Source organism: Prosthecobacter sp., assembly GCF_044232965.1.
GTDB lineage: Bacteria > Verrucomicrobiota > Verrucomicrobiia > Verrucomicrobiales > Verrucomicrobiaceae > Prosthecobacter.
In genome coordinates this window covers 24,108-48,997 of record NZ_JBIIKX010000004.1, presented here as the reverse complement: position 1 = coordinate 48,997, position 24,890 = coordinate 24,108, and the positions used below count along the sequence as shown (strand labels likewise).

Sequence of the window (24,890 nt, the reverse complement as noted above, 5' to 3'; positions counted from 1 at the left end):
ATCTGTCCTTCTACACCCATGAAAATCACCGCCATCGAAACCCTCGTCTGCCATGCCCGGATGCGTAACTGGATCTTTGTTAAAGTCGTCACGGATCAGCCCGGCCTGATCGGCTGGGGGGAGGCGACGTTGGAGTGGCACACGCGGAGCATTGTGGGGGCGATTGAAGACATGTCGCACCTGCTTATCGGCGAGGATCCGACGCGGGTGGAGTATCTGTGGCAGATGATGTATCGACAGCACTTCTGGCATGGGCACGGCATCGTGCGGGCCACGGCCATCGCGGGCATCGATCTCGCGCTGTGGGACATCGTGGGCAAAGTCGCCAACATGCCGCTCTCGAAGGTGTTTGGCGGTCCGGTGCGGGATTGGGTGCGGACTTATTGCCACCTCGGCGGCGGGAAGATGGAGGATTTTTATCAAACGCCCGCCGACAACGCGAAACGCTTCGCCGAACTGGCGCAGCAGGCCGTGGCGGATGGTTACACGGCCTTCAAAAGCATGGCCGTGCCGAGCACGATGCCGATCGAGGGAATGAAACCCGTGCGCGCTGCTGCTGCAGCCGTCGCGGCGATGCGTGAGGCCGTGGGGCCGGACATCGACATCATGGTCGATTGCCATGCGCGGCCCTCACCGGCCATGGGGCTGAAGTTTGGCAAAGCGCTCGATGATTTCGGCCTCTACTTCTTCGAAGAGCCCTGCTGGCCGGAGGCGGTCGATGGCCTCGCGAAGATCAATGCCGCCCTGACCACGCCCGTGGCCAGCGGCGAGCGTGTGACGAACCTGGAGGCCTTCAAAGACATGTTCGAGAAGCGTGCCGTTGAGATCTGCCAGCTCGACATCACCCACTGCGGCGGCCTCAGCGCCGCCAAACGCATCGCCGCGCTCGCCGAGGCCCATCGCATCGCTTTGGCACCGCACAATCCGCAAGGGCCGGTGAGCACTGCGGCATCACTGGAGTTCGGATTCTCGCAGCCGAGTTACATCATCTGCGAAACCGTGCACAACGACGTGCCATGGCGTCAGGACGTGGTCGAGGAAGGTTTCAGTATTGAAGCCAAAGGCCGCATCGTCCGCCCGAACACGAAACCCGGCCTTGGCATCACCATCAACGAGGCCGAGGTGAAGAAGCATCCCTTCCAGCAGGAGATCGTCCTGCGCGAGTTCAGCCCGGATGGCGCGGTGACGGACTGGTGAGGCAAAATCGTTATGAGCCGGGTGGCGGAGGCTGTGGCTGGTTGCGGGCGGCTTCTTCGGCGGCGCGTTGAGCGGCTTCGGCAGCAGCGCGCTGGGCAGCCTCGGCGGCGGCACGCTGGGCCTCTTCCTGCGCGCGCATGGCTGCCTCTTGGGCGGCGCGTTGGGCGGCTTCGGCGGCAGCGCGTTGCGCTTCTTCCTGGACACGGCGCATCTGCTCCTCAGCGGCACGACGGGCCTGTTCTTCGGCTTGGCGCTGTGCCATCTCCTGCTGCTGGCGCATCTGCTGCTCGGCAGCGCGGCGGGCTTGCTCCTCCGCCTGTTGGCGGGCCATTTCTTGCGCACGACGTTCGGCTTCTTCCTGAGCGCGACGCATCTCGGCCTCAGCTTGACGACGGGCCTGCTCCTCCGCCTCACGCTGCGCCATTTCCTGGGCGCGGCGAGCGGCTTCTTCTTGCTGACGTTGCATCGCGGTGGCCTGGGCCTGCTCTGCGGCCCTATTTTCGGCCATGGCGCGTTGCTGCGCGGCAAGCTCCTCCTGCTGGCGCTGCTGCATGGCAGTCGCTTCGGCTTGTTGGCGAACGCGTTCGGCCTCAGCAGCGGCCAGGGCTTGATCAGCCGTCGCTTTTTCCGACATGGCACGTTGTTGGGCGGCAAGCTCCTCCTGCTGACGCTGTTGCATGGCAGTCGCTTCGGCCTGCTGGCGGGTGCGTTCAGTCTCGGCGGCGATCTGCGCTTGTTCGGTCGTCATTTTCTCCGCCGCTGCTTTTTGTTGGGCGGCGAGTTCCTCCTGCTGGCGCTGCTGCATGGCGGCAGCGTCGGCCTGCATGCGTGCTTTTTCGGCTTCTGCCTCCGCAGCTTGCACCACAGCCATTTTTTCGGCGGCGGCAGGCTGCTGGGCGGGTGTTTCGTTCTGTTGCGGAACTGGCGTTTCCGTCACAGCGGGAGCGGCGGGCATGGTTTGCACCACGGGTGGCTGGGAGGTGGGAATTTCGACGGAAACAACCGGAACGGGCTGGACGGCGGGAGGTGTGGCTTCAACGACGACGGTTGGAGCTGGAACCACAGGTTCCGCAGGCATCACCACGGTGGTTGGAGGCGTTTTTTCTGGCTCTGCCGCTGTGACCACGGGAGGAGTCGCTGGGGCTGTGGCGGCTGGCTGATCCGCAACTGCTGGTGTGGCGGGTTGCTCGGCTATGACGCTGGTTTGTGTGGCTGCGATGGGTGCCGCAGGCTGGGTCATCGGCTTGTCCTCAATCGCCATGGCAGGACGCACCGTTTCCGGAGAGGCTGACTCGATTACTGGCGCATTGACCACAGTGGCAGGTGTTTCCACGGGCGGGGCGACGATGGGCGGCACTGTTGTTTCGATCACAGTCACCGGCTGCTGCACGGCGGCAGTGAGCTTTTCTGCTGCGATGGTCTCACGAATCTCGGTCGCGACGCGCTGGGGGACGCCTTCAAAGGCATCCACACGCCTCGGTTTCTCGATGCGCTCGGCCATTTCAGGCCGCATGGCAGGCGCACCGGCCCTCAGCAGCGGGAGTTCAACCATGACCGGCTGTGCCAATGCCTCAGGGTGGCGATGCCCTGGGTGTGTCCTCGGAATTTCGCTTGCCGCAACTGACTGCACCTGGATCTGGGGCACGGGACGCGCGCAATCCCGTTCCATCTGGGCACGCGGCGGGCCGCCGTGGTGCTGGAACATGCCGCGGCGGGGCTGGTCGTCGCAGCGGACGATCTGGGTGACGTTCACGCTGCTCTGGAAAATCGTCGTGTTTTGCGTCACGGGGGCGCAGTAGGTGGTGTAGCTCGGCTGCACGAAATGATTCGTGGTGATGAAGGTGTAGCTGGACGGTCCGAGGTTGTACTGCGTGTCGCAGTCGCGATAAACACCGCTGATGGAGCCACGATCCGGTGGAAGCGGCGCCCAGCCGACGTGATCGCGGCTCTGACGCCAGGAGACCCAGGCAGGCGCCCATTCGCTGCCGGGCACCCAGACCCAGCCGTGGCGCGAGAGATTCACCCAGCGGCCATAGTGATAGGTGGCCCAGCCAAAGGGCTCGTTGGACTGCCAGGTCCAGCCCATGGACGACCACACCCAGCAGCCATCCACATACGGCCGCCAGCGCGCCGTGGTGAGGGTGGGCCGCCAGCAGTAGCCGTAACCGCTCACATCCATCCAGCGGCCATAGGGGGTGAGCTGCTCATAAAAGAGCGAGTGATCACGCGGGGCCGAAACTTGCGGCGTCACATTCAGACGAGGCGTGGTGTTGGCGATGCGCTGCGTGACGGCATTGCTCTGCTGCCGCGCCGTGTCTGCTTGAGCGCGGAGGGCTTCGTTCTGCTGCTTCAAAGCCTCCAAAGAGCCACGCAGCTCGGCATTCTCACGATCTTTGAGCGCCTGCTCCATGTCGGCGAGCTGCTTGTCCATCAAAGCGGTCTTCGTCTCGATCTCCAATGCCTGCCGCTGCAAGGCATCGCGGGCCTCGGCAAGCTGGCTTTCGGTGGCGGCGTTGTAGGGCGCGGCCTCTGGGGCCGCGCTGACGGCGGGCGGCACCGGCTTTTCACAACTGGCCAGGGGAAGAAACGCGGTGACAGCGAAAAGGGAGCGGAAGCGGGCATTCATGGGCGTGGAGTCCAGTCTGACGCCGCCCAGGAAGATGTATTCACCCCGGCTCCTACTTCTTCCGCTTCACCACCTGCTGCGTCTGCCTCGTTTTGAGCATCAAATCGGCCCCGAGGACGCCGCTGAAGTGGCTCAGCGGATACAGGATGCTGCGGCGGCCGATGATGCTGCCGGGGCTGATGACGCTGTTGCAGCCGATCTCCGCGTAATCACCGATGATCGCGCCGAATTTCCGCAGGCCGGTGGGCAGGATGTCGGTGTCGGTCTTGACGGTGACTTCGAGGCGGTCCAGTCGCACATTGGAAAGGATCACGCCAGCGGCCAGATGCGCCTTGTGGCCGAGGATGGAGTCGCCCACGTAGTTGTAATGCGGCACCTCGCAGCCGTCGAAGATGACGCAGTTTTTGAACTCACACGAATTTCCGAGCACGCAGCCATCACCGATGATGACATTTTCGCGGATGTAGCAGCCGGCGCGGAGCTGGCAGTTCCGCCCGATCCACGCCGGGCCTTTGATCACCACGCCAGGCTCCAGCGTGGTCCCCTCATCTATGAACACATCCTCACCGATGAACGCTCCCGGCGGCACCTGCGTGCGAATCTCGCGCTGCAGCCTGAACTCGAGGTAGGACTCGATACGCGTCAGCGCAGCCCACACCGGCGAGTCATCCGGGAACAGGATGCCATGCTTCGTGTGGGTGAGATCGAGGTAGTCGCGGGCGGGGAACACTGTACAGATGTTTCAAGTTTTAGGTTCAAAGTTTCAAGCGTGGGATCGTGTTCGAGCTGCGATGAACTTGAAACCTCAAACTTGAGACTTGAAACCGCATCGGTCTACACCGTCATGATCTCCTTTTCCTTCGAGGCCACATGCTGGTCGATCTCGGCAATCTTCTTGTCCGTCATGGTCTGGATTTCCTTCTCCATGCGGTGGAGGTCATCTTCGGTGATGCTGCCGTCCTTCTCACCCTTCTTGATGGCTTCGAGCGCATCACGACGGGCGGAGCGCACGCGCACGCGGGCTTCTTCGCCGAGGGTTTTGCACATCTTCACCATCTGCTCGCGGCGTTCGGTGGAGAGGGACGGAATCGGCAGGCGGATGACTTTGCCCTCAATGCTGCCGTTCAGGCCGAGACGCGACTCACGGATCGCGCGGTCGATGTCTTGGAGCGTGGAGGAATCAAAGGGCTCGATGCGGATCAGACGCGCGTCCGGCGTGGTGATCATGGCGAGCTGCTTCAGCTTCATGTGGCTGCCGTAGCTCATCACATGCACGTCCATGTTTTCGACCAGCGTGGGGTTGGCCTTGCCCGTGCGCACGGTGGCAAATTCGTGAATGGCGTGCTCGACCGCCTTCGTCATGGCCTCGTCGGCCTCCATCATCGTCAATTCAGGGTCCATATCAGTGTCAGGTTGGGATTTCGCTCAGCCTTTGGCATCCACCAGCGTGCCCAGGTGCTCGCCGACGAGCGCGCGGCGGATGTTGTCCGGCTCGTTCATGCTGAAAACGCCGATGGGCATGTTGTTTTCCATGCAGAGGGAGAAGGCGGTGGAGTCCATCACCTTGAGCTGGCGTGTGAGGCACTCGTGGAAGCTGATGCGGTCAAACTTCACCGCGTTCGGGTTCTTGGCGGGATCAGAATCGTAAATGCCATCGACTTTGGTCGCTTTGAGCACGATCTCGGCATTGATCTCGCTGGCGCGCAGCGCGGCGGTGGTGTCGGTGGAAAAGAATGGATTGCCCGTGCCGGCGGCGAAGATCACTACACGGCCCAGTTCCAGGTGGCGCATGGCTTTGCGGCGCACGAAGGGCTCGGCCACGTTGTCCATCTTGATCGCGCTTTGCACGCGGGTCGGCACATCCATGGCCTCCAGCATGCTTTGCAAGGCCAGCGAGTTCATCACCGTGGCCAGCATGCCCATGTAATCCGCCGTGGCACGCTCCATGCCCTTGTTGCTGGCCGTCACGCCGCGCCAGAAGTTGCCGCCGCCCACGACGAGGGCGATTTCGAGGCCGGTCTGATGCGCCGCTTTGATCTGCGCCGCCATGTCCTCGACGATGGGCGGGGAGATGTTGTCCGTACTGCCCGGCTGTCTCAGCGCTTCACCGCTGAGTTTGAGAAGAACACGACGGAATTTTCGAGGAGCGGTGGAGTCAGGCATGAAAGAGCAGAGTTGAACCATAAAGCATGAGCGCAGCGGCCTTGCAAAGCCAAATCTGCTGCGGCATTCATCGCGCATGAAAGAAGACCCAACCCTTCCCGCCGACGCACGCTTTGAAACACGCGCCATCCACGTCGGCCAGGACTACCGCAGCGAGACCGGCGCGGTCATCCCGCCGATCTACATGACCTCCACGTTTGAAACCGGCAATCCGACCGGTTTTGACTACACCCGCTCCGGCAATCCGAACTTCCGCAACCTGCAATGCACGCTCGCCAGCCTGGAAAACGCGAAATACTGCACCGTCTTCGCCAGCGGCCTCAGCGCCATCTCCGCCATCCTGTTTTCGCTCAAAGCGGGGGATGTGATCCTCTCCGAGCAGCAGATCTACGGCTGCACCTACCGCATCTTTGAAAAGGTGCTGCGTCGCTTCGGCGTCACCATCAAATACGCCAACTTCGCCAACTCCGCGAACTATGGCCTCATCGCGCAGCTCAAGCCCGCGCTGGTCTGGCTGGAGTCACCCACCAATCCGCTGCTGAAAATCCTCGACATCAAGGCCCTCAGCGCCGCCGCCCACAGCGTCGGCAGTGTCGTCGCCGTGGACAACACCTTTGCCTCCAGCCTGCTCCAGCAGCCGCTCGATCTCGGTGCCGATCTCTCCCTGCTCAGCACGACGAAATACACCAACGGCCACAGCGACAGCCTCGGCGGCGCGGTTTGCTCCAATTCCGACGAGTGGCAGGAAAAAATGATCTTCGCGCAGAAGGCCATCGGTTTGCAGCCCAGCCCCTTCGACGCCTGGCTCATCTCCCGCGGCGCGAAGACCGAGGCCGTGCGCATGGAGCGTCACTGCGCCAACGCCCTCGAGCTCGCGAAACGGCTGGAGGAACGCAAGGGCCGTAAAGGCCGAAAAAGCGTCCGCAGCGTGAACTACCCCTTCCTGCCGAGCCATCCGCAGTACAAGCTCGCCAAAAAGCAGATGAAGGCCGGCGGCGGCATGCTGCTGGCTGATTTTGGCCTCAGCTACGGCGACACCCTCGCCTTCATCCGCCGCCTGCGCTTGTTCACCCAGGCCGAAAGCCTCGGCGGCATCGAAAGCCTCGTCGCTCACCCCGCCAGCATGACCCACGCCTCGATTCCCAAAGAAACCCGCGAAGCTGCCGGCGTTACCGACGGCCTCGTGCGCTTCTCTGTCGGCATCGAGCACGTTGAGGATCTGTGGGAGGATATTGACCGGGCCTTGGCGAAGAAGTGACTTTTAGCCATGGCCAAGTTTTACTTCATGGATCAGGAGTTCTCCGGAACTCACTTCGACAAGATTGGCGGTGCCGCAATCTGGGAGTGCGATGGGGTCGAATTCGATTACTCTTGGGAGTGGTTCTATGACTTTTTCTTCATCACAGAACCAGGAGGTTGGGGTTCTGATGAGTCCTCCTCCCTGCGCAGCCATTTGCTAAATATGGCGGCCACTTTTTACAAATACCATGATGTCATACTGAAAAAAGCCGCGCTGGAAGAGACGGACATACAGGAGGCCATCGATGAATTGCTCGAGATGGTGGAAGCAAGCAAAGGCCATCTTGTCAGCTTTTGGACCTATGGGGACGAGTCGAACAAGAAAGATCTCGATGAAGAGCGTGCTGCGCTGCCTTCCGAGGAGCAAATGGCAAAGGTTCTGACACTACCCCATGTGGAATATCGCATGCGGAGGGTCATGCCAGAGTACTTCGTGATGGACGAAAAAATGGCCCTGAAGCGCTACCGCAACGAGCTGGCCGACTTTAACCGGCGGAAAAAACTGGCAAACAAGAACCAGCAGCGGGACGCGGCCACGGGTATGAGATCGTAGCCATGCTGCAGAGAGCTGCGAAGGAGAACCCCTTCAACAGCTTCCACACTTGCTCATCTTCATTCCCATTGCCTCCCGCCCGTGCATGAAGAAAAGTGCCGCGCCCCCCAATGACCGACCTGTTTACCCACCCTCTCTGCAACGCCGAAGACCTCGGCAAGGCGATCCCTGACCACGACCTCGGCGTGTCCGTGTGCCTGCCGCTGTGGAAGCATGTGATCGGCTATGAGGAAGGCGATCAAGAGATCGTTTCAAAGTTCAAATCCGGCTACCCGCGCTTCTGCTGCCCGCCAGCCATCACACGGCTGTTTGAAGCGGCTGAAAAGGAATTCGCCGCCGCAGGCGAGCGCTGCCTCGTGTTTCCGCGTGTCGTACATGCGAAGCGCTGCGTGAAATTCATCGAAACCGGCCGCGTGGTCGAATGGACAGCGCATCAACTCGGCGTCGCGGTGTTTCCTGCGGACAGTTATGTGAAGGCACGCAAGTTCTGGCGCTTCTGCGGCGAATGCGTGAGCACACGGCAGGCTTGCGATGCTTTGGGAGAACACCAAAGCGATGCGACTGCCGAAGAAGGCAAGGCTGCGAACCGCATCATCCGCGAACGCATCGCCCAACTCGCCGGACAACAACCCGAGGACGTGTTTCTGTTTCCTTCCGGCATGGCGGCGAATTTTGCAGTGCACCGCATGCTCACGCATCTGTCTCCGGGCCGCAAAACCGCCCAGCTCGACTTCCCCTATGTCGATGTGCTGAAGCTACAGCAATTCTTCGGCAGCGGCGCACACTTCCTGCCGCTCATCAAAGACAGCGAGTATGACGATCTGCGCACGCTGCTGCAAAACGAGCCGCTGGCGGGCCTGTTCTGCGAAGCGCCGAGCAATCCCCTGCTCCGCTGCGTCGATTTCGAGCGCTTGCTTGCGATTCGCACCGAATCACAACCGGGCGTGCCCATCGTCGTCGATGACACCATCTCCACCGTCGCGCATGTTGATGCGCATCGTGTCGCCGATGTCGTCACCACGAGCCTGACGAAGAGTTTTTCAGGCGCTGGCGATGTCCTGGCTGGCAGCGTTGTATTGAATCGTCAATCGCCGCATCACGAGGCCTTCTCCGCGTTTTTGACCGCGCACGCCGATCACGAACTCTGGCGCGGTGATGCCGTGGCGCTCGAACTCAACAGCCGCGACTTCGTGCAACGCGCCACCACGATGAGCCGCAACGCGAAGGCGCTCGCCTATCACCTGCGCTCGCATCCGAAGGTGGATCGCGTGTGGCATGCCGCAACGGAAGGCGGACGTGGCTACGAATTCATCCGCCGCGAGAATGGCGGACACGGCTGCCTGTTCTCCTTCACGCTCAAAGATCCCGCACAGACAAGCGCGAAGTTCTACGACGCTTTGCGCGTGTGCAAAGGCCCCAGCCTCGGCACCAACTTCACGCTCGTGTGCCCCTACACGCTGCTCGCCCACTATGAGGAACTCGACTGGGTCGAAAGCGTCGGCGTCAGCCGCTGGCTCATTCGCGTGTCCGCCGGTTTAGAAGACACGCAGGAGCTGATCGCACGGTTTGATGAGGCGCTGGCGTTGGTTTGATCACTTCCGTGATCGCCACAGAAAGAGCAAAAAGTTTCCCAGCCCGCTGAACTTGAACTTCGGGTCCACCCAGCGCTCGATCACATAGAACGCAAAGTAGTAGGCGCGGCAGAAGCCCCACACGCACAGCGCCAGCAGCAGCGCCGTGCGCCAGCTCCAGTTCTCTACCAGCAGGATCGCGGCGGACAGCAGACCGATGAGCAGAAACAGCCAGCCCTTGAGCCACATGGCCCTGGTGGAATGGAGATCGCGCATGCCTCAGTTCCTCACGCCGCAGCGAGCGCCTCGTGCTGCAACAGAAGCAGTTCGTTCCGGCGGCAGGTGCGTAGCCCCAGCGTTTTGCCGTGAAGATCGACAAACTCGACCTCAAATTCATCCGGGGAATAGACCTCCACCACTGCACCGACCTGTCCTGCGGCGAGGTGTTCCTCGGGCACCGCATGAAGCAGTGCCACGGAATCGAGCTGATGAATGGGGCGTGTTTCCATAAGGACAACGTCAGAACTTATATCACATGGAAAGTCACCAAACGAGGTGATTTTTCACCATGGCGAATGATCCAGACGGCGCGCACCATCGCAGATCTGCCTTCACGTGTGAGCATGAAGTCCATCTCGTAATGCTGCCCGTGTGCGGTGTTTTTGGTGGCGATGCAGTCATACGTCTGCGCCGCGTCGAGCAGGCGGTTTTGAATTTCCACCGCATGCTCCCGGCGCAATCCCAATGATGACTCAAAAACTCTCGCCTTGTGTTTTCCTACCGGATGATCCGGGCTGAACGAGTAATCGCTCAGCTTTTCGATCTCGACGATCGCATGCTGGGCACCAGGCAAATTCATGATTCACTTCTTCTCCAGCCTCACATAATCCAAGCCCACCATGTTCCCCGGTGCCGCCGCCGGATTCGACGGAGCGAGGGTGAAGATGAGTTTGTGCTCGCCGGCGTTGAGTTCATGCGTGCCCCATTCCTTTTCGCCGGTGTGGATGACTTTCGGAGAGTTGTAGCCATCAAAGGACGAGGCCACGGGCTTTCCATCGAGCGTGATGCTCACCACGCCGTAGTCGCGGGCCATGGTGAGAGCGCCGTAGAGCGTGTATTTGCCGGCTTCTTTGACCGGAATGGCGAGCGTGAGTTTTTGATCGGGCTTGCCGCCGGTCCACCAAAGCTGCGCGCCGCCGCTCCAGTCGCTGCCGAAGCCGCCCATGCCTTGCTTGCCGGTTTTGCCGCCGGTGATTTCGAGGACTTTGAGGGTTTCGCCTTCGAGGGCGCCTTCGACGCTGATCGCGGGGCCTTTCACGCCGCCGGGCGTGGCACCGCTTTGCAGATACTTCACGAGATCCACCACCATTTCGGGCTGCAAGGCATCAAACAGCCCTTCCGGCATCGTGCTGAGCTTGGAGACTTCGCGCTTCGCGATGTCCGCCTGCGGCAGCGTGAACTCGACGCCGCCCATCATGGCGATCTTCACGGCGGCGGGGTTTTCTTCTTTGATGACGCCGCTCATGACGCGGCCGTCTTTCATGGTGAAGAGATTGAGCTGGTAGGCCTTGCCGATCACCGCGTTCGGATCGAGCACGTTTTCGAGTAGGTAGTTCAAGTCCGCGCGATTGCTGCCGGTGATGTCGGGGCCGACGTTTTGGCCTTCGCCGAAGAGTTTGTGGCATTGGCCGCAGGTGGCGGTGTAGAGCATCTTGCCCTTCGCGAGGTCGCCCTTGGCCAGTTTGGCGGGCGTGAGGAGGTCGCGATACTTTTTCGTGCGCTCGGCGAGGTCGGCTTTGGGCGCGTTCACATCGCCCCAGGCGGATTTGATGAGGGCGTTGATCTCCGCGTCATCGAAGGCGGTGAGCTGGCGCACCAAAAACGGCGAAAGGGCCGTCGCGGGCACGGTTTTGGCCTCGACGGCCTTCAGCAGTGCTTTCGCGCCTTCCTTGGTCGAGGCGAGCGTGTTCACCGCATCCGGCAATTCGTTCGCGGAGAGCTTCGGAAGGGCCGCGCCGAGGATTTTCGGCGTTTCGGCATCTTTGAGCGAGGCGAGCGCCTGAATCGCCTTTCGACGCAGCGAGGCCGGTGCGTCGTTTTGGATGAGTTGGAGCAGGGTTTTGGCCGTGGAGGCGTCTTTGGCCTGCAGGAGCACGTTGAGCGCGTTTTCGCGTTCGCTGGTCCGAGCGCTCGCGGAGGCGAGAAGGTCGCGATAGGTCGCGAGAGCCGTTTCGATGCCCATGGAGGCTTCGAGTTCGAGCAAAGTGGCTGCGGCTTTAGCCGCATCTGGATAGGGTTCGGCTAAAGCCGAAGCCACTTTCTGGCGCAGCTCGCTCCAGCCATCCGGTTTCGTGATCTGGTGACCATTTCGTGAGGCCTGGACCAACGCATTCAGCAAATCGAGCTTCAAAACGGCATCCGGTGTCTCGGCGGCCAGTTTGAGCAGGCTCGTGCGTCCCGCGTCATCCGACGAGAGGCGACGATAGATGAATCCGGTGACCTTCGGCATCTTCGACACCTTCGCGAGCTGCATCCCCACCGCCGGGTCCGCCGCCACCACCGGCTCGATGCCATACCAGATGAGCAACGGGATCATCGGATCGTCCTTGTCTTCGCCGTGCTTGAGGAGCGCGGTGGCGAGGTCTTTGCGCTGGTCGATGGGAAGACGCTGGAGGAATGATGCTGCCTGTGACCTGACGATTGGAGAGGATTCCTTGGAAAGCTGGATAGCCATCCCCTCTACAAACTCACGTTGGCCGGGAGAATTGTCCGTGAAATCTCGAAGTGAACCAGCGAGGCGAATTTGCCAAACTCGCAAGCGTTCGTCAGGTTCACCACCAAGGTCCAAAGCTGTAGAAGTGGCATCCGGGATGAGTTTATCGCCGTTGCGTTTGAAGACAGCATTTGGAGAGTAAAAGCCCGTTACCGCAATCGTCCATAGCGCACGAAGCCTTTGACCAACTTTATTGGCTGGGTCATCTGCCAGAACAGAGATTTTTTTCAATGTGTCGCCTCTGTATTGGTGCTCCATCAGCACCCTTCTCGCCATCCGCGATTCCCACTCGTTCTCGGTCTGCACGGCGAGTTTCGCGAGCGCTTCATCGCTTTCCTTCGCGAGATCGCCTTTCCACGGCTTCCAGCCGTCGTAGCTGATGCGGTAAAGCCGCCCATTGCTGCGATCCCAGTGCTCCACGGCTCCGCTGCCGCGGTGGCAGATTTGCTGGTCGCTCCAGTCGCTGACGTAGAGGGCACCGTCGGGGCCGACGCGTTGCGTGACGGGGATGAAGTGCATGTCGTTCGCACGGAGAAAGTCGGCGGCGTGTTTGCCGATGTAGGTGCTAGCGTGCGGGTCGGTGTAGTTCGCGACGAGGCGATGGCCGTGGAGGTTGCCGAAGAGGAGCTGGTTGCGATACGTCGGCGGGAAGAGGCTGCTCTGGTAGATGGCGAGGCCGCAGTGCGCGTGTCCGCCACCGAGCGCGTTGGTGTCGTTGTTCATCACGCCTGCGCCGGTCGTTTTGTCGAAGGTGACATCGGGGCGCGGATTGCCGGCGTAGTGCGCGTGGTCGGCGATGGTCTTGATGTCTTCGTAAGTGTGCGCGTTGAAGTGCTGCCCGGCCTGTCGGTGGTATCGACCGCCGGGGACGATGTGGTAGAGATGCGGAATGACGCACGCGGTGACGAACCACTCGCCATGCTGGTCGTAATCGAGCCCCCACGGGTTGCTGGTGCCATGCGCGAAGACCTCGAACTCATGCCGCACGGGATGATAGCGCCATACGCCGGCATTGATGGGCTCGCGCTGGTCATCCGGCGTGCCCGGCTTGCCGACGCGACTGTGCGTGAAGACGCCATGGCAGCCATACAGCCAGCCGTCCGGGCCCCAGATGAAGGAGTTGAGGGTTTCGTGAGTGTCCTGGGTGCCCCAGCCGTCGAGGAGAGCGTAGGCGGTGAAGTTGAGGCCGGGGACTTGGGTCAAGGCAGTCAAGTTGGTCAAGTTAGGGGTCAAGGCTGGCTTCGAGGCATCCTTGACCTCTTGACCCTTTGACTCCTTGACCAAGGCCATCGGCTTATCCCCATCCCGCGGAATGAACATCAAATACGGCGCGGCACCGACCCACACTCCACCAAACCCCAGCTCAATGCCGCTCACCAAATTGAGCCCCTCACAAAACACCTTTTTCGTCTCGAAGGTGCCGTCGCCGTCCTGGTCTTCGAGGATCTTGATGCGGTCCTGGCCTTTCCCGACTTCGCGAGGCTGCGGGTAGCTATTTCCTTCCACGACCCAGATGCGCCCGCGTTCATCGAAGGTGAAGGCCATCGGCTGCACGAGGTCCGGCTCCGCGGCGATCAGCTCGGCTTTGAAGCCGCCGGGTAGTTGCATCAGGTCGAGCGATTTGGGCTTGTTGGTAACCCAGCGAACTCCAGTATCGCTCACCAAGTCATTCTGAATGCGTTTGAGCGTCTCTGTGGAGGCTGGAGAGTCTGGACTTAGATTCACTACAACATCTGGCATCATCGATGCGGCTGCTTGAATGCGCCTGAACAGCTCGTCTCTCGAATGGCGGTTGCCTTTGAGTTCAAACTCTGATTCGGACAACACCTTGAGTTCGATCATCGTTTCTGCAGCCACGCTTCCTTTGGCGTATTCGGCCTGCGGTTTGAGCGCGGGGCCATAGAGCTTCTTTGGCGTGAGGTCGGCGGTGGTGTCCTTCCGCTCCTGCGTGAGGATGAAGACGCCCGCTTTGTTGCCGACGACGATGTCGGGCAGCTTGTCGCCATTCACATCACCGACCTGCACATCGACACCGACTCCGCTTTCGGCATCGACGAGGTGCGGGACGAAATCGACGCCGCCTTTGCCGTCGCGCTTCGTTTGATACCAATAGATCACGCGGTGGCCACGCTCGTCGGGGTCGTGGCCGTTGTGCGCCCAGTAGCGCTTGCCGGTGACGATGTCCTGCACGCCATCGCCGTCGATGTCGGCGAGGTGCGCGGCGTGCGGCTGGGAGAAGACGATGCCGTAGTCGTTGTCCTGCGGCTGCTCGCTGGCGAGCATGACGCGGTTCCAGTGTGGTGCAGCCGTCCCGGCTGCGTCAGGCAGGCCAGAGGCCTGCACCACTTTATTCTGCAAATACACCGCCACGCCATAGCGATGCGCGGCGAGAGCGGTGAAGACGTCGTTCGCGCCGTTACCATCGAAGTCATACGCGAACATCTGCGCCCCACCGCCGACACCGGCGGCGAAGTTGTGCTGGGTGAAGTTCTTGGTTCCTAGTTCTTCGTTCTTGGTTGGATTCTCCCACCAGCGCCGCGCTTCGAGGAGGTCGAGCTTTCCATCGCCATTCACATCGCCGACGCCGAGACCGTGGGTGAATTTCGCGACCTTCAAATCATCCGTGACGGCGACGAAGGGCCATTTCTCGGTCGGCTTGGCCCAGTTCGGGGCGAACCAGCCGAATTTGCCCCCGGTGCTGCACACGATCTCCGGTTTACCGTCGCCGGTGATGTCAGTGAAGACGGGCGACTCGTTGTCCACCACGTCGGCGACGAGGTGCATCGGCCACGGTTTGTGGTCGTGCGTGCCGGGATTCAGGTAAAGCCGCGCTTCCTTGCCGGGAAAGCCGAGGATGAGGATGTCGTTCTTCTTGTCGGCATCGAAATCGTGGACGTAGGCGAAGAAGTTGTCCGAGTAGCCATTGATGCTGAAGATCTTCGGCTCGTAGTAGGCGTGCTTCTTTTCAAAAGCCGGCCCCTCCCACCAAAACGGCCCGGCGACGACGTCCGGTTTGCCGTCGCCATTGATGTCGCCGATCGCGGCACCTTCGGAATAAAAGTCACCGTGGAGCTGCTGGCGCTTCCAGGTGATCTGCGTGGCGGCGTGCAGGCTTGAGGCCGCGAGGAGGGCGAAAAGGACCGTTTTCATGGCTGGGCAAAAACCAACGCTAACAGATTTGGCCCGTGGCGGACAAGTTTTATGCGCCATCGGCCATTCGATCCGTCTGAACACTCACTTGTGTAACACGAGCACTGCAGCGCCGACGTTCCTTGAAACTTCACAAAAGCATTAGAGGATGCCAAACATGATGACCATACGTTCACAGGTTTTGGCGTTCAGCCTCGTCTTCAACACTTGGAGTTGGGCCACCACCTACATAATCCCAGACCCACCACCACCGCCATCGGTGGATGAGGTTCTTGCCGCAAGCTCGCTATACCGAGCAACCGAGAGAGAGCTTCTCAACTATGTGGCAGCAAACTGGATTCTGGCAAAAAGCTGGCTTCCCGATGTTTCGCACTTGGAAGTGAGCCAGATCGAACATGAATATCTCTGGAAAGCAGATCGCACGAGGGAGGACGTCTCGGCCTATTGGAGAAAGGCCACTACAGAACTCAAACTACAAAGGCTTCATGACAAAAGAAGGGTCGTGGATGCAGTATTGCGCAAACTCGGGAAAACCGGCAGCGCGATGTCGATCGGTGAACTGGCAATGTATGCCGTGGCAGAGGAGTGTGAATGGGCAAAGTGGAAGGCTTTGGCCAGTGTGCTTGAGTTGATGGGCAGAATTGAACCTGAGAAGGCGACAGACGCCGAGCTTGCCTGGGCAAGACCTGAAATGCTGGCCCCACTCTTGGGTGATCTGCCGCCACCGATGGCTGAAAAATGGGCCTTACGGCTGTGGAAGCGGTCCAGCCACATCCACTATGACAAAGATTATCTGAGAACTCGTTTGTGGCTTGCTCGATTCTTTGCCACGGCGGATGCGGCTTTGGCGGCCAGCATCTTCCGGCAGAGCATCGGCCATTATGATCCGACCATTCAGGCGCTATCCACCATGCTGCTCCGATCAGGCATTGGTGGCAGTTTGGACTGGGGAACGCCGCCGGAGCAGCTCATCCCGATGCTGGAAAAGGGTAAATGGAGGGGCACAATTTCAAGCTGGGAGAGCTTGCCAGAACCGCTCGCGTGTCCTGTCGTCAGGAAACATTCTGGTGGGCGTATTGATTTGGTTTGGTTGGATACAGCCGCCAAGCAAACCAAGGCTGAAGAAGATGTGTGGATTGATGCAGGACAGCCATTTTGCAGCGGGCTCATTTGGGGCGGCATAAGCAACAACACCGGAGCTTTGGCGACGCGAGAAGGTAACATCCAAATGCGTGTTTTTTCTTTGGGCAGCACCCCCGCCTCCGCGTGGCATGGAGGGTTATGGCTGCTATCGGGTTCATCGATGGCGGAAGAATTTGGGGCGGATGGTTCGCTCCTCTGGCAGTCCCCCGTATCCCAATCGATGGCAGATTGGCGCTTTATCACATCCAGCTCAAAGCCAGGGCTGATGTTGTTACTTGGCTATAACAAGCTCGCATGTATTGACCGTCGAGGAGATTTTGTTTGGAACCTCGACCTCAAAGGCATGGATGATCCAAGATGGATTATGGATGTTGGTGGTGACCGGTTCTTGGTCTGTTGCACAAAATCCGTTGGCTGGCTCAGTGCCAAAGGGGAGTATCAACCTGTGGTCGAAGGGCTTGGATCAGCTCTTTGGGTGGCTTATCATCCCAAAACACATTGGGTCGTGTTTGATGGTTCTGATTGGTCTACGGTTATCTTTGACCCGGAATCCGGCAAAGTGTGTGGTCGCTTCGACACGGATGATGCAGGAGGTAAACACGTCTCACGTTTCAAAAAGTAAACTGCCCGCATGCCACCTGTCTTCATCCTGAACGAAGAACCCATCCAGCCCGCCACGACGGTCTTTAAGTCCGGCGAGGGCGCCGAGGCGCAGTTTCTCGGCGTGGTGCGTGGCATGGAAGATGGGAAAGCGATCTCCGGCATCGACTACAGCGCCTACCTGCTCATGGCGGAGAAAATGCTGCGCGAACTCGTCGAGCGTGGTGAACGCGAGCACGGCCCGCATCGCGTCTTTATCCAGCATCGCCTCGGCTTCGTCGCCGCCGAGCAACCGAGCATCATCATCAAGGTGCGCACGAAGCACAGCGCGGAATCCTTCGACCTGTGCCGCTGGTATTTGAAGGAGATCAAGACCTGCGTGCCAATCTGGAAGAAGCCGGTCTTTGCGCTTTGATGTTTCGTAACCTATTTCAAACTCTTCTCACACCATGCCAACCCCCGCCTTCCACTACCAAGAACTCCTCGAACTCGGCACCGAGGACACCGAATACCGCCTGCTGACGAAGGATCACGTCCGCATCGAAAAACTGGGCGATAAGGAGATGCTCGTCGTCGATCCCGAGGCGCTCACGCTGCTCGCGAACCAGGCGTTTCATGACATCAATTTCTTCCTCCGCCCGAAGCACCTGAAGCAGGTCGCCGCCATCCTCGATGACAAAGAAGCGAGCGAGAACGACCGCATGGTCGCCCTCACGATGCTCAAAAACGCCGACGTGGCTTCTGCGGGCCTGCTGCCGTTCTGCCAAGACACCGGCACCTCCATCATCATGGGCAAAAAAGGCCAGCAGGTCTGGACCGGCGGCGGTGACGAGGCCGCGCTCTCGAAGGGCGTCTATCTCGCCTACACGGAGAACAACCTGCGCTACTCGCAAAACGCCGCGCTGAACATGTTCGACGAGAAGAACACCGGCACCAACCTGCCCGCGCAGCTCGATTTGTATGCCACCGATGGCGACGCGTATAAATTCCTCTTCATCGCCAAAGGCGGCGGCTCGGCCAACAAGGCCTTCCTGTATCAGGAAACCCGCGCCGTGCTCAATCCGAAGAGCATCGTAAAGTTTTTGACCGACAAAATGGTCACGCTCGGCACCGCCGCGTGCCCGCCTTACCACCTCACCTTCGTCATCGGCGGCACCTCGGCCGAATCGACGATGAAACACGTCAAACTCGCCTCCACGAAGTATTACGACGGCCTGCCCACCACCGGCAACGAGCACGGTCGCGCCTTCCGCGATGTCGAGCTCGAGGCGCAGATGCTCCAGGCCGCCCGCGAGTGCGGCATCGGTGCGCAGTTTGGCGGGAAATACTTCGCGCTCGATGTGCGCATCATCCGCCTGCCGCGCCACGGCGCGTCATTGCCCATCGGCATCGGCGTTTCCTGCTCTGCCGACCGCCAGGCGAAGGGCAAGATCACCCGTGACGGCGTCTTCATTGAGAAGCTCGAGACGAACCCGCTGCAATACATCCCCGAGGAGCTGCGCCATCGCAAAGACACCAACGCCGTGCGCATCGACACGAACCGCCCCATGGTCGAGATCCGCGCCGAGCTCAGCAAGTATCCCACCACCACGCGCCTGCTCATCAACGGCCCCATCATCGTCGCCCGCGACATCGCGCATGCGAAGCTGAAAGAGATGCTCGATGCCGGCAAGCCGTTGCCGGACTACTTCAAGAATCACCCCGTCTATTACGCCGGCCCCGCCAAAACGCCCGCCGGCATGCCCAGCGGCAGCTTCGGCCCCACCACCGCCGGCCGCATGGACAGCTACGTCGATCTCTTCCAAAGCCACGGCGGCAGCATGATCATGATCGCCAAAGGAAACCGCGGCCAGCAGGTCACGGATGCCTGCAAAAAGCACGGCGGCTTCTACCTCGGCAGCATCGGCGGCCCCGCCGCCATCCTCGCCAAGGAAAACATCAAGAAGGTCGAAGTCGTCGAGTTCCCCGAACTCGGCATGGAAGCCATCTGGAAGATCGAGGTCGAAGATTTCCCGGCCTTCATCCTCATCGACGACAAGGGGAATGACTTCTTCCAAAGCGTCGGGCCCGGGTGCTCGGTGAAGCATTAAGGCAGTGCCTTTTAATTTCGGCCATGAATGAGACAGACCTTCATGAATTGCTGCAAGTCGCATGGTCGGAGTCGCAGGGCGATTGGGACATGCACGAGCAAGTTCTTCATCGAAAACTGATGGTCCTGCCGCTCGCCGACCTTGTTGATTTCAACGTCATCCAAACCAAGCGACGTCGGCTTGCGTTCACTCCTTTGCTGATCAATGCGGCGTTCATGGTTTGGGATGGGGCGCTAGGGAATGATGGCTTCTTGGATTTCACAGATAACCTCTCCGTCATTCCAAACGAATTGTTTGAGACCCTCGTAGCTGATCCAGACCGTGTGATTGAAGTCCCGGCACTGTGGACGCCCCACGAAGGGCATTTTTGGCACCTTCCATTCAAAGTCTTTGATGAACAAAGTCGTGTAAAAGCCGGAACTGATTTGCTGAATGAGTATCTGCCGCCGGACAACCGTCCTGGTGATCTATGGCCACGGCTAGATGGGCATCCGAACCGTCAAACTGCCCAAAACATGCTTCCTCGCCTTTATGCACGATTTGGCGAATCAGCGTTTGCTTAGGAGGGTATCCCCGAGCCGGAGGCTCGAAAGAGATTAGCCGCTGGTGAAACCACCGGAACCGGGCCGCACCACATGGCCTGTGCCCCGGCAGGGGCGCGAGAGACGTGGGATTGTTCACCGGCGATTTTGCCCGCCAGACGTCGCGTGCCCTTCTCGCGCCCTTCCAGGGCGCGGTTCGTGGTTCGTCGGCGTTGTCCGGTGGTTGCACCACCGGCTAATTTCTCTCGTGCCTCCGGCACGGGGCTGAATTTCCGATGTGGGGCCGATTTCATCGTTGCGTCGTGGTTTTCGATCTGAAACGATCCTGCATGGCTTCGACGCATCTCTCGTTGCACTACCATCTCGTGTTCAGCACGAAAAACCGGGAACCCTGGCTCTCGCCGACGCATCGGCAACGCGTTCACGAATACATCGGCGGCATCCTCCGAAACTTGGACGGCGTGGCGCATTCTGTGGGTGGGACGGGCGATCACATCCACATCGCGGCCGGTCTGCGGGCGTCGCATTGCCTCGCGGACGTGATGCGGGAGGTGAAGAGCGAGTCCTCCCGCTGGATTCACGAGGAACTGCGGCTGGCGGGCTTTGCGTGGCAGGAGGGTTATGGGGCGTTCACATTCGCCGCGCCGGATCTGGACGCCGTGCGGGCGTATGTGCTGAACCAGGAGGAGCATCATCGCGTGAAAACGTTTCAGGAGGAATACGTGGCGATGCTGAAACGCGGCATGGTGGCGTATGAGGAGAGGTTTTTGTGGTAGGGCGGGCTTCTTGCGCCCTTTCAGGGCGCGGGGCGTTTGGGTGGCCGGGTTCCGGTGGTTGCACCACCGGCTAATTTCTTTCGAGCCTCCGGCTCGTGAGGCAGATCGGCGGCGCGCGAGGACGGAACAGCAAATGCCCGTTTGATCGCTTCATCGCATGCGTTTGAATGCAAATCATGCCCACACCCATCCGCGTCACCATCTGGAACGAATTTGTGCACGAGCGCCGGGATGCGGCGGTGGCGGCGATTTACCCGAAGGGCATTCATGGGCTGCTGGCGGAGGTTTTGGGCCAGCACGACGACTTCATCATTCGCACGGCGACCCTCGATGAGCCGGAGCAGGGCGTTTCGCAGGCAATTCTCGATGAAACGGACGTTTTGCTGTGGTGGGGGCATGCGGCGCATGATCAGGTGCTCGATGAAACGGTGACGCGGGTGCAGCAGCGGGTGCTCGCGGGCATGGGGTTGATCGTTTTGCACTCCGGGCACTGGTCGAAGCTCTTCAAACGGCTCATGGGCACGAGCTGTGCGCTGTGCTGGCGTGAGGCGGGCGAGCGCGAACGCGTGTGGGTGGTGAATCCGGGTCATCCCATCGCAGCGGGGCTAGGCGACTGCATCGAGATCGAGCAATCAGAAATGTATGGCGAGCCCTTCGGCATCCCGACGCCGGACGAGCTGATCTTTGTGTCGTGGTTCCAAGGCGGCGAGGTCTTCCGCAGCGGAGCGACGTGGACACGCGGCAGCGGTCGCATCTTTTACTTCAGCCCCGGGCATGAGGTGTATCCCATTTATCACCATCCCGATGTGCAGCGTGTGATCGCGAACGGCATCCGCTGGGCGCGGCCGCAGGGTTCACCGGCGGGCACGCCGCGTCATGTGCCTGTGGAGCAGGCTCGCGAAGCCATCCAGGTGCGCGGCGGAACGGTGCATGTGGAGGGTGGCAGGCTCTCGTCGTGAAGCTGGCCCGGCCTATTTCAGCTCCTTGATCCGGACATTGCGATACCAGACGCGCAGCGCCTCGTCTTGGAAGGCGATGTGGCCGAGGTTGGGGCGGTCGGACATTTGGATGTCATCGAGAATGGCGTCGATGACCTGTTCGCCATTGAAAACGACCTTCACGCTGCGGCCTTTGACGGTGATGGTGTAGCGATTCCACTCGCCAGCCGGTTTGACCATGTTCTTCGAAGGGCCGATGCCCTTCACAATGCCGCCGCAGTCGTGGTGGCCGGGCTTTTCGAGGCCGTAGGTGTCGAGGATCTGCACTTCGAAACCGCTTTTGACATGATCCTTCAAGTCGCCGACGCGCATGAACACGCCGCTGTTGCCCTTGGCGTTGATCTTGAATTCGAGGTCGAGCGTGAAGTCGGCGTACTGCTTCTCGGTGGAAAGGTAGGCGTCGTAGCGCTGCCAGCCCTTCTCGCCCTCGCGCGGATGCAGCGAGATGCTGCCATCCGGCTCGACCAGCCAGTTTCCGGTCGTTTTCCAGCCGGTGAGGTCTTTGCCGTTGAAAAGGGGCACGAAGCCGGTGGCATCGGTGGCGGGGTGGAAATCTTCGGCGTGGAGGGACAGAGCGAGGAGGAACGAGAGGACGCAGGCGAGTTTCATGGTGGGTCAGGCTCAAACGGACTCTGTGACCGAGATAAATCCCCGTTTGACACCGAGGGGAGTCTTTGGAACATATCAACGCATCCTGATACGTTGATTTGTTCCATTTCACCCCAAACCTGAACCCACACGACACCTCATGTCCGACTATAAAGTAAAAGACATCGCCCTCGCCGACTTCGGCCGCAAAGAACTCGACATCGCCGAGAGCGAAATGCCCGGCCTCATCGCCACCCGTGAGAAGTACGGCCCGAAAAAGCCCCTCGCTGGCGTCCGCATCACCGGCTCCCTGCACATGACCATCCAGACCGGCGTGCTCATCGAGACGCTCAAGGAACTCGGTGCCGATGTCCGCTGGGCCTCCTGCAACATCTTCTCCACTCAGGACCACGCTGCCTCCGCCATCGCCGCTTCCGGCACGCCCGTCTTCGCCTGGAAGGGTGAGACCCTCGAAGAATACTGGTGGTGCACCTGGAAGGCCATCATCTTCCCAGGAGACAAAGGCCCTCAGCTCATCGTCGACGACGGTGGCGACGTCACCCTCCTCATCCACAAGGGCTATGAAATGGAAAACGGCGACAAGTGGGTCGACACTCCTTCTGACAACCACGAAGTGAAGGTCATCAAGGACCTCCTCAAGGACATCGCCAGGAACCAGCCCGGCATCTTCCACACGATCGTCAAAGATCTGAAGGGCGTCTCCGAAGAGACCACCACCGGCGTGCATCGTCTCTATGAAATGGCCAAGGCAGGTAAGCTGCTCTTCCCAGCCATCAACGTGAACGACAGCGTCACCAAGTCCAAGTTCGACAACCTCTACGGCTGCCGCGAATCCCTTCTCGACGGCATCAAGCGTGCCACCGACGTTATGATCGCCGGCAAAGTCGGCGTCGTCTGCGGCTACGGCGACGTGGGCAAAGGCTGCGCTGCTGCCCTTCGCGGCATGGGCGCTCAGGTCATCGTCACCGAAATCGACCCTGTGTGCGCCCTTCAGGCCGCCATGGAAGGTCATCGCGTCATGCCGATCGAAGACACCCTCGGCTACGGCGACATCTATGTCACCACCACCGGCAACAAGGACATCATCACCCTTGAACACATGGAGAAGATGAAGGACCAGGCCATCGTTTGTAACATCGGCCACTTCGACAACGAGATCCAGGTCGACAAGCTCAACGCCCGTTCCGACGTCAAGCGCCTCAACATCAAGCCCCAGGTGGACAAGTACACCTTCCCGGCTGGCAACAGCATCTTCATGCTGGCGGAAGGCCGTCTTGTGAACCTCGGCTGCGCCACTGGCCACCCGAGCTTCGTGATGAGCAACAGCTTCACCAACCAGACGCTCGCTCAGATCGAACTTTGGGAAACCAAGGACACCCGCCCTGTCGGCGTCACCGTCCTGCCCAAGAAGCTCGACGAAGAAGTCGCCCGTCTGCACCTTGCCAAGATCGGTGTGAAGCTCACTGTCCTCTCCAAGGACCAAGCCGACTACATCGGCGTCCCCGTCGAAGGCCCCTACAAGACGGATCACTACCGCTACTAATCGCGGCAGAACCACTCACAACCCCCAAGACCACGAGGGCGGCCAGCAATGGCCGCTCTTTTTTTTCCACGCAACCCACTTACGGCCGCTCCGCCACCATCAGTCGCGTGAACTGGCCATCGCTGGTGTTGTAATAGATGCGCTTCCCATCCGCGCTGTAGACAGGATGCGGATCATTGCGCCGCCAGGAGCGTGCGCCGCGATTTTGCTCAAAGCTATGGAGCAGCGTCCACTTTCCGCCGATCATGTCGGCCACCAGGATGCCCCACTCGTTCGGTTTGCCGCCCACCGGCTCGGTCAGGCCGTCGGTTACCATGAGTTTGCCGTCGGGACTCACGGAGGGATGCGATCCGCGCAGATTCGGCACGTCTTTGAGCTTCGTGTATTTGCCGGTGAGAATGTCGAAGTTCACGTTCCCCATCTCAAAGATATGCTGCGAGTCCGGCGTCCATCCTGGATGCCCCCACTTGCCGTGCTGCCAGATGCACGCGCCTTTCTCGAAGTCGTAACAAACAAGTCCCTGCCGGTGACTGGCGTTTTTCGCCATGAAATCGTCCCCGCCGTTGCCTGCGGCGATTTTGAAGAACACACGCTTCAAGTCCGGGCTGATCACCGGAAAGAAGATCGAGCACGGCTTGCCTGCGAACTCCTTCGTCAGCCATTCGCCGTATTTCGCCTCCACCTCGCTGATTTTGGCCCGCGTGGTCGTTTGGCCCGTCGTCGCGTCCCACACTTCGAGATCGCGATACGGCCCTGGATTCCAATGACAGCCATACATCGGCAGCAAATCGCCCTCCGGCCTGCCAAAGCCAACCTGATGATCTTCGGCCACGATCGTCTTCGTCAGCGTCTCGACATCCACCACGACCACGCGCCACTTTTTGTCGATCACCTCATGAAACGCCACGCGTTTACCGCCGGAAAGCCATTGCTGGCACGCCGCACGATGAGCGTCCTCGGTATGCACATTCTCCGCCAGCACGGTCTCCTTCCCTGTGGTCCGCCCCAGGATGCGAACCTCGCCCACATAGCCTGCGGGATGAGTGGAGGTGAAAAACAGCACATGTTTGCCATCGGGGCTTTCGGGATTCGTCACATAATACGTGTGAATCGAATGCCTGCCCTCCACCGATGACACGGGCTTGATGCGCACATCCTTGGACCATGCCGCGACGGGATCGTCGGCGAAACAACGAACTGCCAGCAGGCATACAAGCGTGATAACAAGCTTCATGGCGGCATAAACGCCAATTTGCC

General features: G+C 60.2%; 21 protein-coding genes. 11 read left to right on the top strand and 10 right to left on the bottom strand.

Annotation, left to right across the window (positions count from 1 at the left end; all coding sequences use genetic code 11):
- Positions 1-18: 18 nt before the first annotated feature.
- Positions 19-1,197, top strand: a complete 1,179-nt coding sequence (locus ACILSI_RS02885) for an enolase C-terminal domain-like protein (protein WP_395720334.1) — start codon at positions 19-21, stop codon at positions 1,195-1,197.
- Between the two features lie 10 nt (positions 1,198-1,207).
- Here ACILSI_RS02885 and ACILSI_RS02880 read toward each other — a convergent pair whose 3' ends face one another.
- The 4 genes from ACILSI_RS02880 to pyrH form a co-directional block, all read right to left on the bottom strand.
- Positions 1,208-3,823, bottom strand: a complete 2,616-nt coding sequence (locus ACILSI_RS02880; RefSeq protein ID WP_395720333.1) for a DUF6600 domain-containing protein — start codon at positions 3,821-3,823, stop codon at positions 1,208-1,210.
- Positions 3,824-3,875: 52 nt separating this feature from the next.
- Positions 3,876-4,553, bottom strand: a complete 678-nt coding sequence (locus ACILSI_RS02875) for a UDP-N-acetylglucosamine diphosphorylase (RefSeq protein WP_395720332.1) — start codon at positions 4,551-4,553, stop codon at positions 3,876-3,878.
- A gap of 104 nt (positions 4,554-4,657) precedes the next feature.
- Positions 4,658-5,224 carry a ribosome recycling factor gene (frr, locus tag ACILSI_RS02870; protein WP_395720331.1) on the bottom strand — a complete coding sequence of 189 codons (567 nt, stop codon included), beginning with the start codon at positions 5,222-5,224 and terminating at the stop codon, positions 4,658-4,660.
- Positions 5,225-5,248: 24 nt separating this feature from the next.
- Positions 5,249-5,986: a UMP kinase gene (gene pyrH / locus ACILSI_RS02865; RefSeq protein WP_395720330.1), complete on the bottom strand. Its 738-nt coding sequence runs from the start codon at positions 5,984-5,986 to the stop codon at positions 5,249-5,251.
- A gap of 76 nt (positions 5,987-6,062) precedes the next feature.
- Between pyrH and ACILSI_RS02860 the strand changes: the two genes are divergently transcribed.
- From ACILSI_RS02860 to ACILSI_RS02850, 3 genes are all read left to right on the top strand, one after another.
- Positions 6,063-7,244 carry a trans-sulfuration enzyme family protein gene (locus ACILSI_RS02860; protein ID WP_395720329.1) on the top strand — a complete coding sequence of 394 codons (1,182 nt, stop codon included), beginning with the start codon at positions 6,063-6,065 and terminating at the stop codon, positions 7,242-7,244.
- Between the two features lie 9 nt (positions 7,245-7,253).
- The gene (locus ACILSI_RS02855) at positions 7,254-7,838 is read left to right on the top strand and encodes a hypothetical protein (protein WP_395720328.1); all 585 of its coding nucleotides are present in this window, start codon (positions 7,254-7,256) and stop codon (positions 7,836-7,838) included.
- A gap of 110 nt (positions 7,839-7,948) precedes the next feature.
- Positions 7,949-9,430, top strand: a complete 1,482-nt coding sequence (locus tag ACILSI_RS02850; RefSeq protein ID WP_395720327.1) for a PLP-dependent transferase — start codon at positions 7,949-7,951, stop codon at positions 9,428-9,430.
- Here ACILSI_RS02850 and ACILSI_RS02845 read toward each other — a convergent pair whose 3' ends face one another.
- From ACILSI_RS02845 to ACILSI_RS02830, 4 genes are read right to left on the bottom strand one after another with little or no spacing between them, the layout of a single operon-like run.
- The gene (locus tag ACILSI_RS02845; protein ID WP_395720326.1) at positions 9,431-9,685 is read right to left on the bottom strand and encodes a hypothetical protein; all 255 of its coding nucleotides are present in this window, start codon (positions 9,683-9,685) and stop codon (positions 9,431-9,433) included. It lies immediately after the preceding gene.
- Between the two features lie 11 nt (positions 9,686-9,696).
- The gene (locus tag ACILSI_RS02840) at positions 9,697-9,918 is read right to left on the bottom strand and encodes a DUF4926 domain-containing protein (protein WP_395720325.1); all 222 of its coding nucleotides are present in this window, start codon (positions 9,916-9,918) and stop codon (positions 9,697-9,699) included.
- A gap of 17 nt (positions 9,919-9,935) precedes the next feature.
- Positions 9,936-10,268: a DUF6883 domain-containing protein gene (locus ACILSI_RS02835; protein WP_395720324.1), complete on the bottom strand. Its 333-nt coding sequence runs from the start codon at positions 10,266-10,268 to the stop codon at positions 9,936-9,938.
- Between the two features lie 3 nt (positions 10,269-10,271).
- A complete protein-coding gene (locus ACILSI_RS02830; protein ID WP_395720323.1) occupies positions 10,272-15,332 on the bottom strand; it encodes a PVC-type heme-binding CxxCH protein in 5,061 nt (1,686 codons plus the stop codon).
- 157 nt (positions 15,333-15,489) lie between these two features.
- Here ACILSI_RS02830 and ACILSI_RS02825 point away from each other — a divergent pair, with 157 nt between their 5' ends.
- The 6 genes from ACILSI_RS02825 (at position 15,490) to ACILSI_RS02800 (ending at position 21,442) form a co-directional block, all read left to right on the top strand.
- Complete coding sequence (locus ACILSI_RS02825; RefSeq protein WP_395720322.1) at positions 15,490-17,097, top strand: hypothetical protein; 1,608 nt, start codon at positions 15,490-15,492, stop codon at positions 17,095-17,097.
- Positions 17,098-17,106: 9 nt separating this feature from the next.
- Positions 17,107-17,490, top strand: a complete 384-nt coding sequence (locus ACILSI_RS02820; protein WP_395720321.1) for a molybdenum cofactor biosynthesis protein MoaE — start codon at positions 17,107-17,109, stop codon at positions 17,488-17,490.
- 34 nt (positions 17,491-17,524) lie between these two features.
- On the top strand, positions 17,525-19,165 hold the full coding sequence (locus ACILSI_RS02815) for a fumarate hydratase (protein ID WP_395720320.1): 1,641 nt from the start codon (positions 17,525-17,527) through the stop codon (positions 19,163-19,165).
- A gap of 23 nt (positions 19,166-19,188) precedes the next feature.
- Positions 19,189-19,728 (top strand): DUF4240 domain-containing protein, encoded by a 540-nt coding sequence (locus tag ACILSI_RS02810; protein WP_395720319.1) that lies wholly within the window; start codon positions 19,189-19,191, stop codon positions 19,726-19,728.
- Between the two features lie 308 nt (positions 19,729-20,036).
- A complete protein-coding gene (gene tnpA / locus ACILSI_RS02805) occupies positions 20,037-20,483 on the top strand; it encodes an IS200/IS605 family transposase (RefSeq protein ID WP_395720318.1) in 447 nt (148 codons plus the stop codon).
- A 176-nt stretch (positions 20,484-20,659) separates the two neighbouring features.
- Positions 20,660-21,442, top strand: coding sequence for a ThuA domain-containing protein (locus tag ACILSI_RS02800; RefSeq protein ID WP_395720317.1), 783 nt, complete (start codon positions 20,660-20,662; stop codon positions 21,440-21,442).
- Between the two features lie 12 nt (positions 21,443-21,454).
- Here the strand turns inward: ACILSI_RS02800 and ACILSI_RS02795 are convergent, their stop codons facing one another.
- Positions 21,455-22,090, bottom strand: coding sequence for a DUF1080 domain-containing protein (locus ACILSI_RS02795; RefSeq protein ID WP_395720316.1), 636 nt, complete (start codon positions 22,088-22,090; stop codon positions 21,455-21,457).
- Positions 22,091-22,229: 139 nt separating this feature from the next.
- Here ACILSI_RS02795 and ahcY point away from each other — a divergent pair, with 139 nt between their 5' ends.
- The gene (gene ahcY / locus ACILSI_RS02790; protein WP_395720315.1) at positions 22,230-23,633 is read left to right on the top strand and encodes an adenosylhomocysteinase; all 1,404 of its coding nucleotides are present in this window, start codon (positions 22,230-22,232) and stop codon (positions 23,631-23,633) included.
- 79 nt (positions 23,634-23,712) lie between these two features.
- Here the strand turns inward: ahcY and ACILSI_RS02785 are convergent, their stop codons facing one another.
- Positions 23,713-24,867, bottom strand: coding sequence for a hypothetical protein (locus ACILSI_RS02785; protein WP_395720314.1), 1,155 nt, complete (start codon positions 24,865-24,867; stop codon positions 23,713-23,715).
- Between the last annotated feature and the right edge of the window lie 23 nt (positions 24,868-24,890).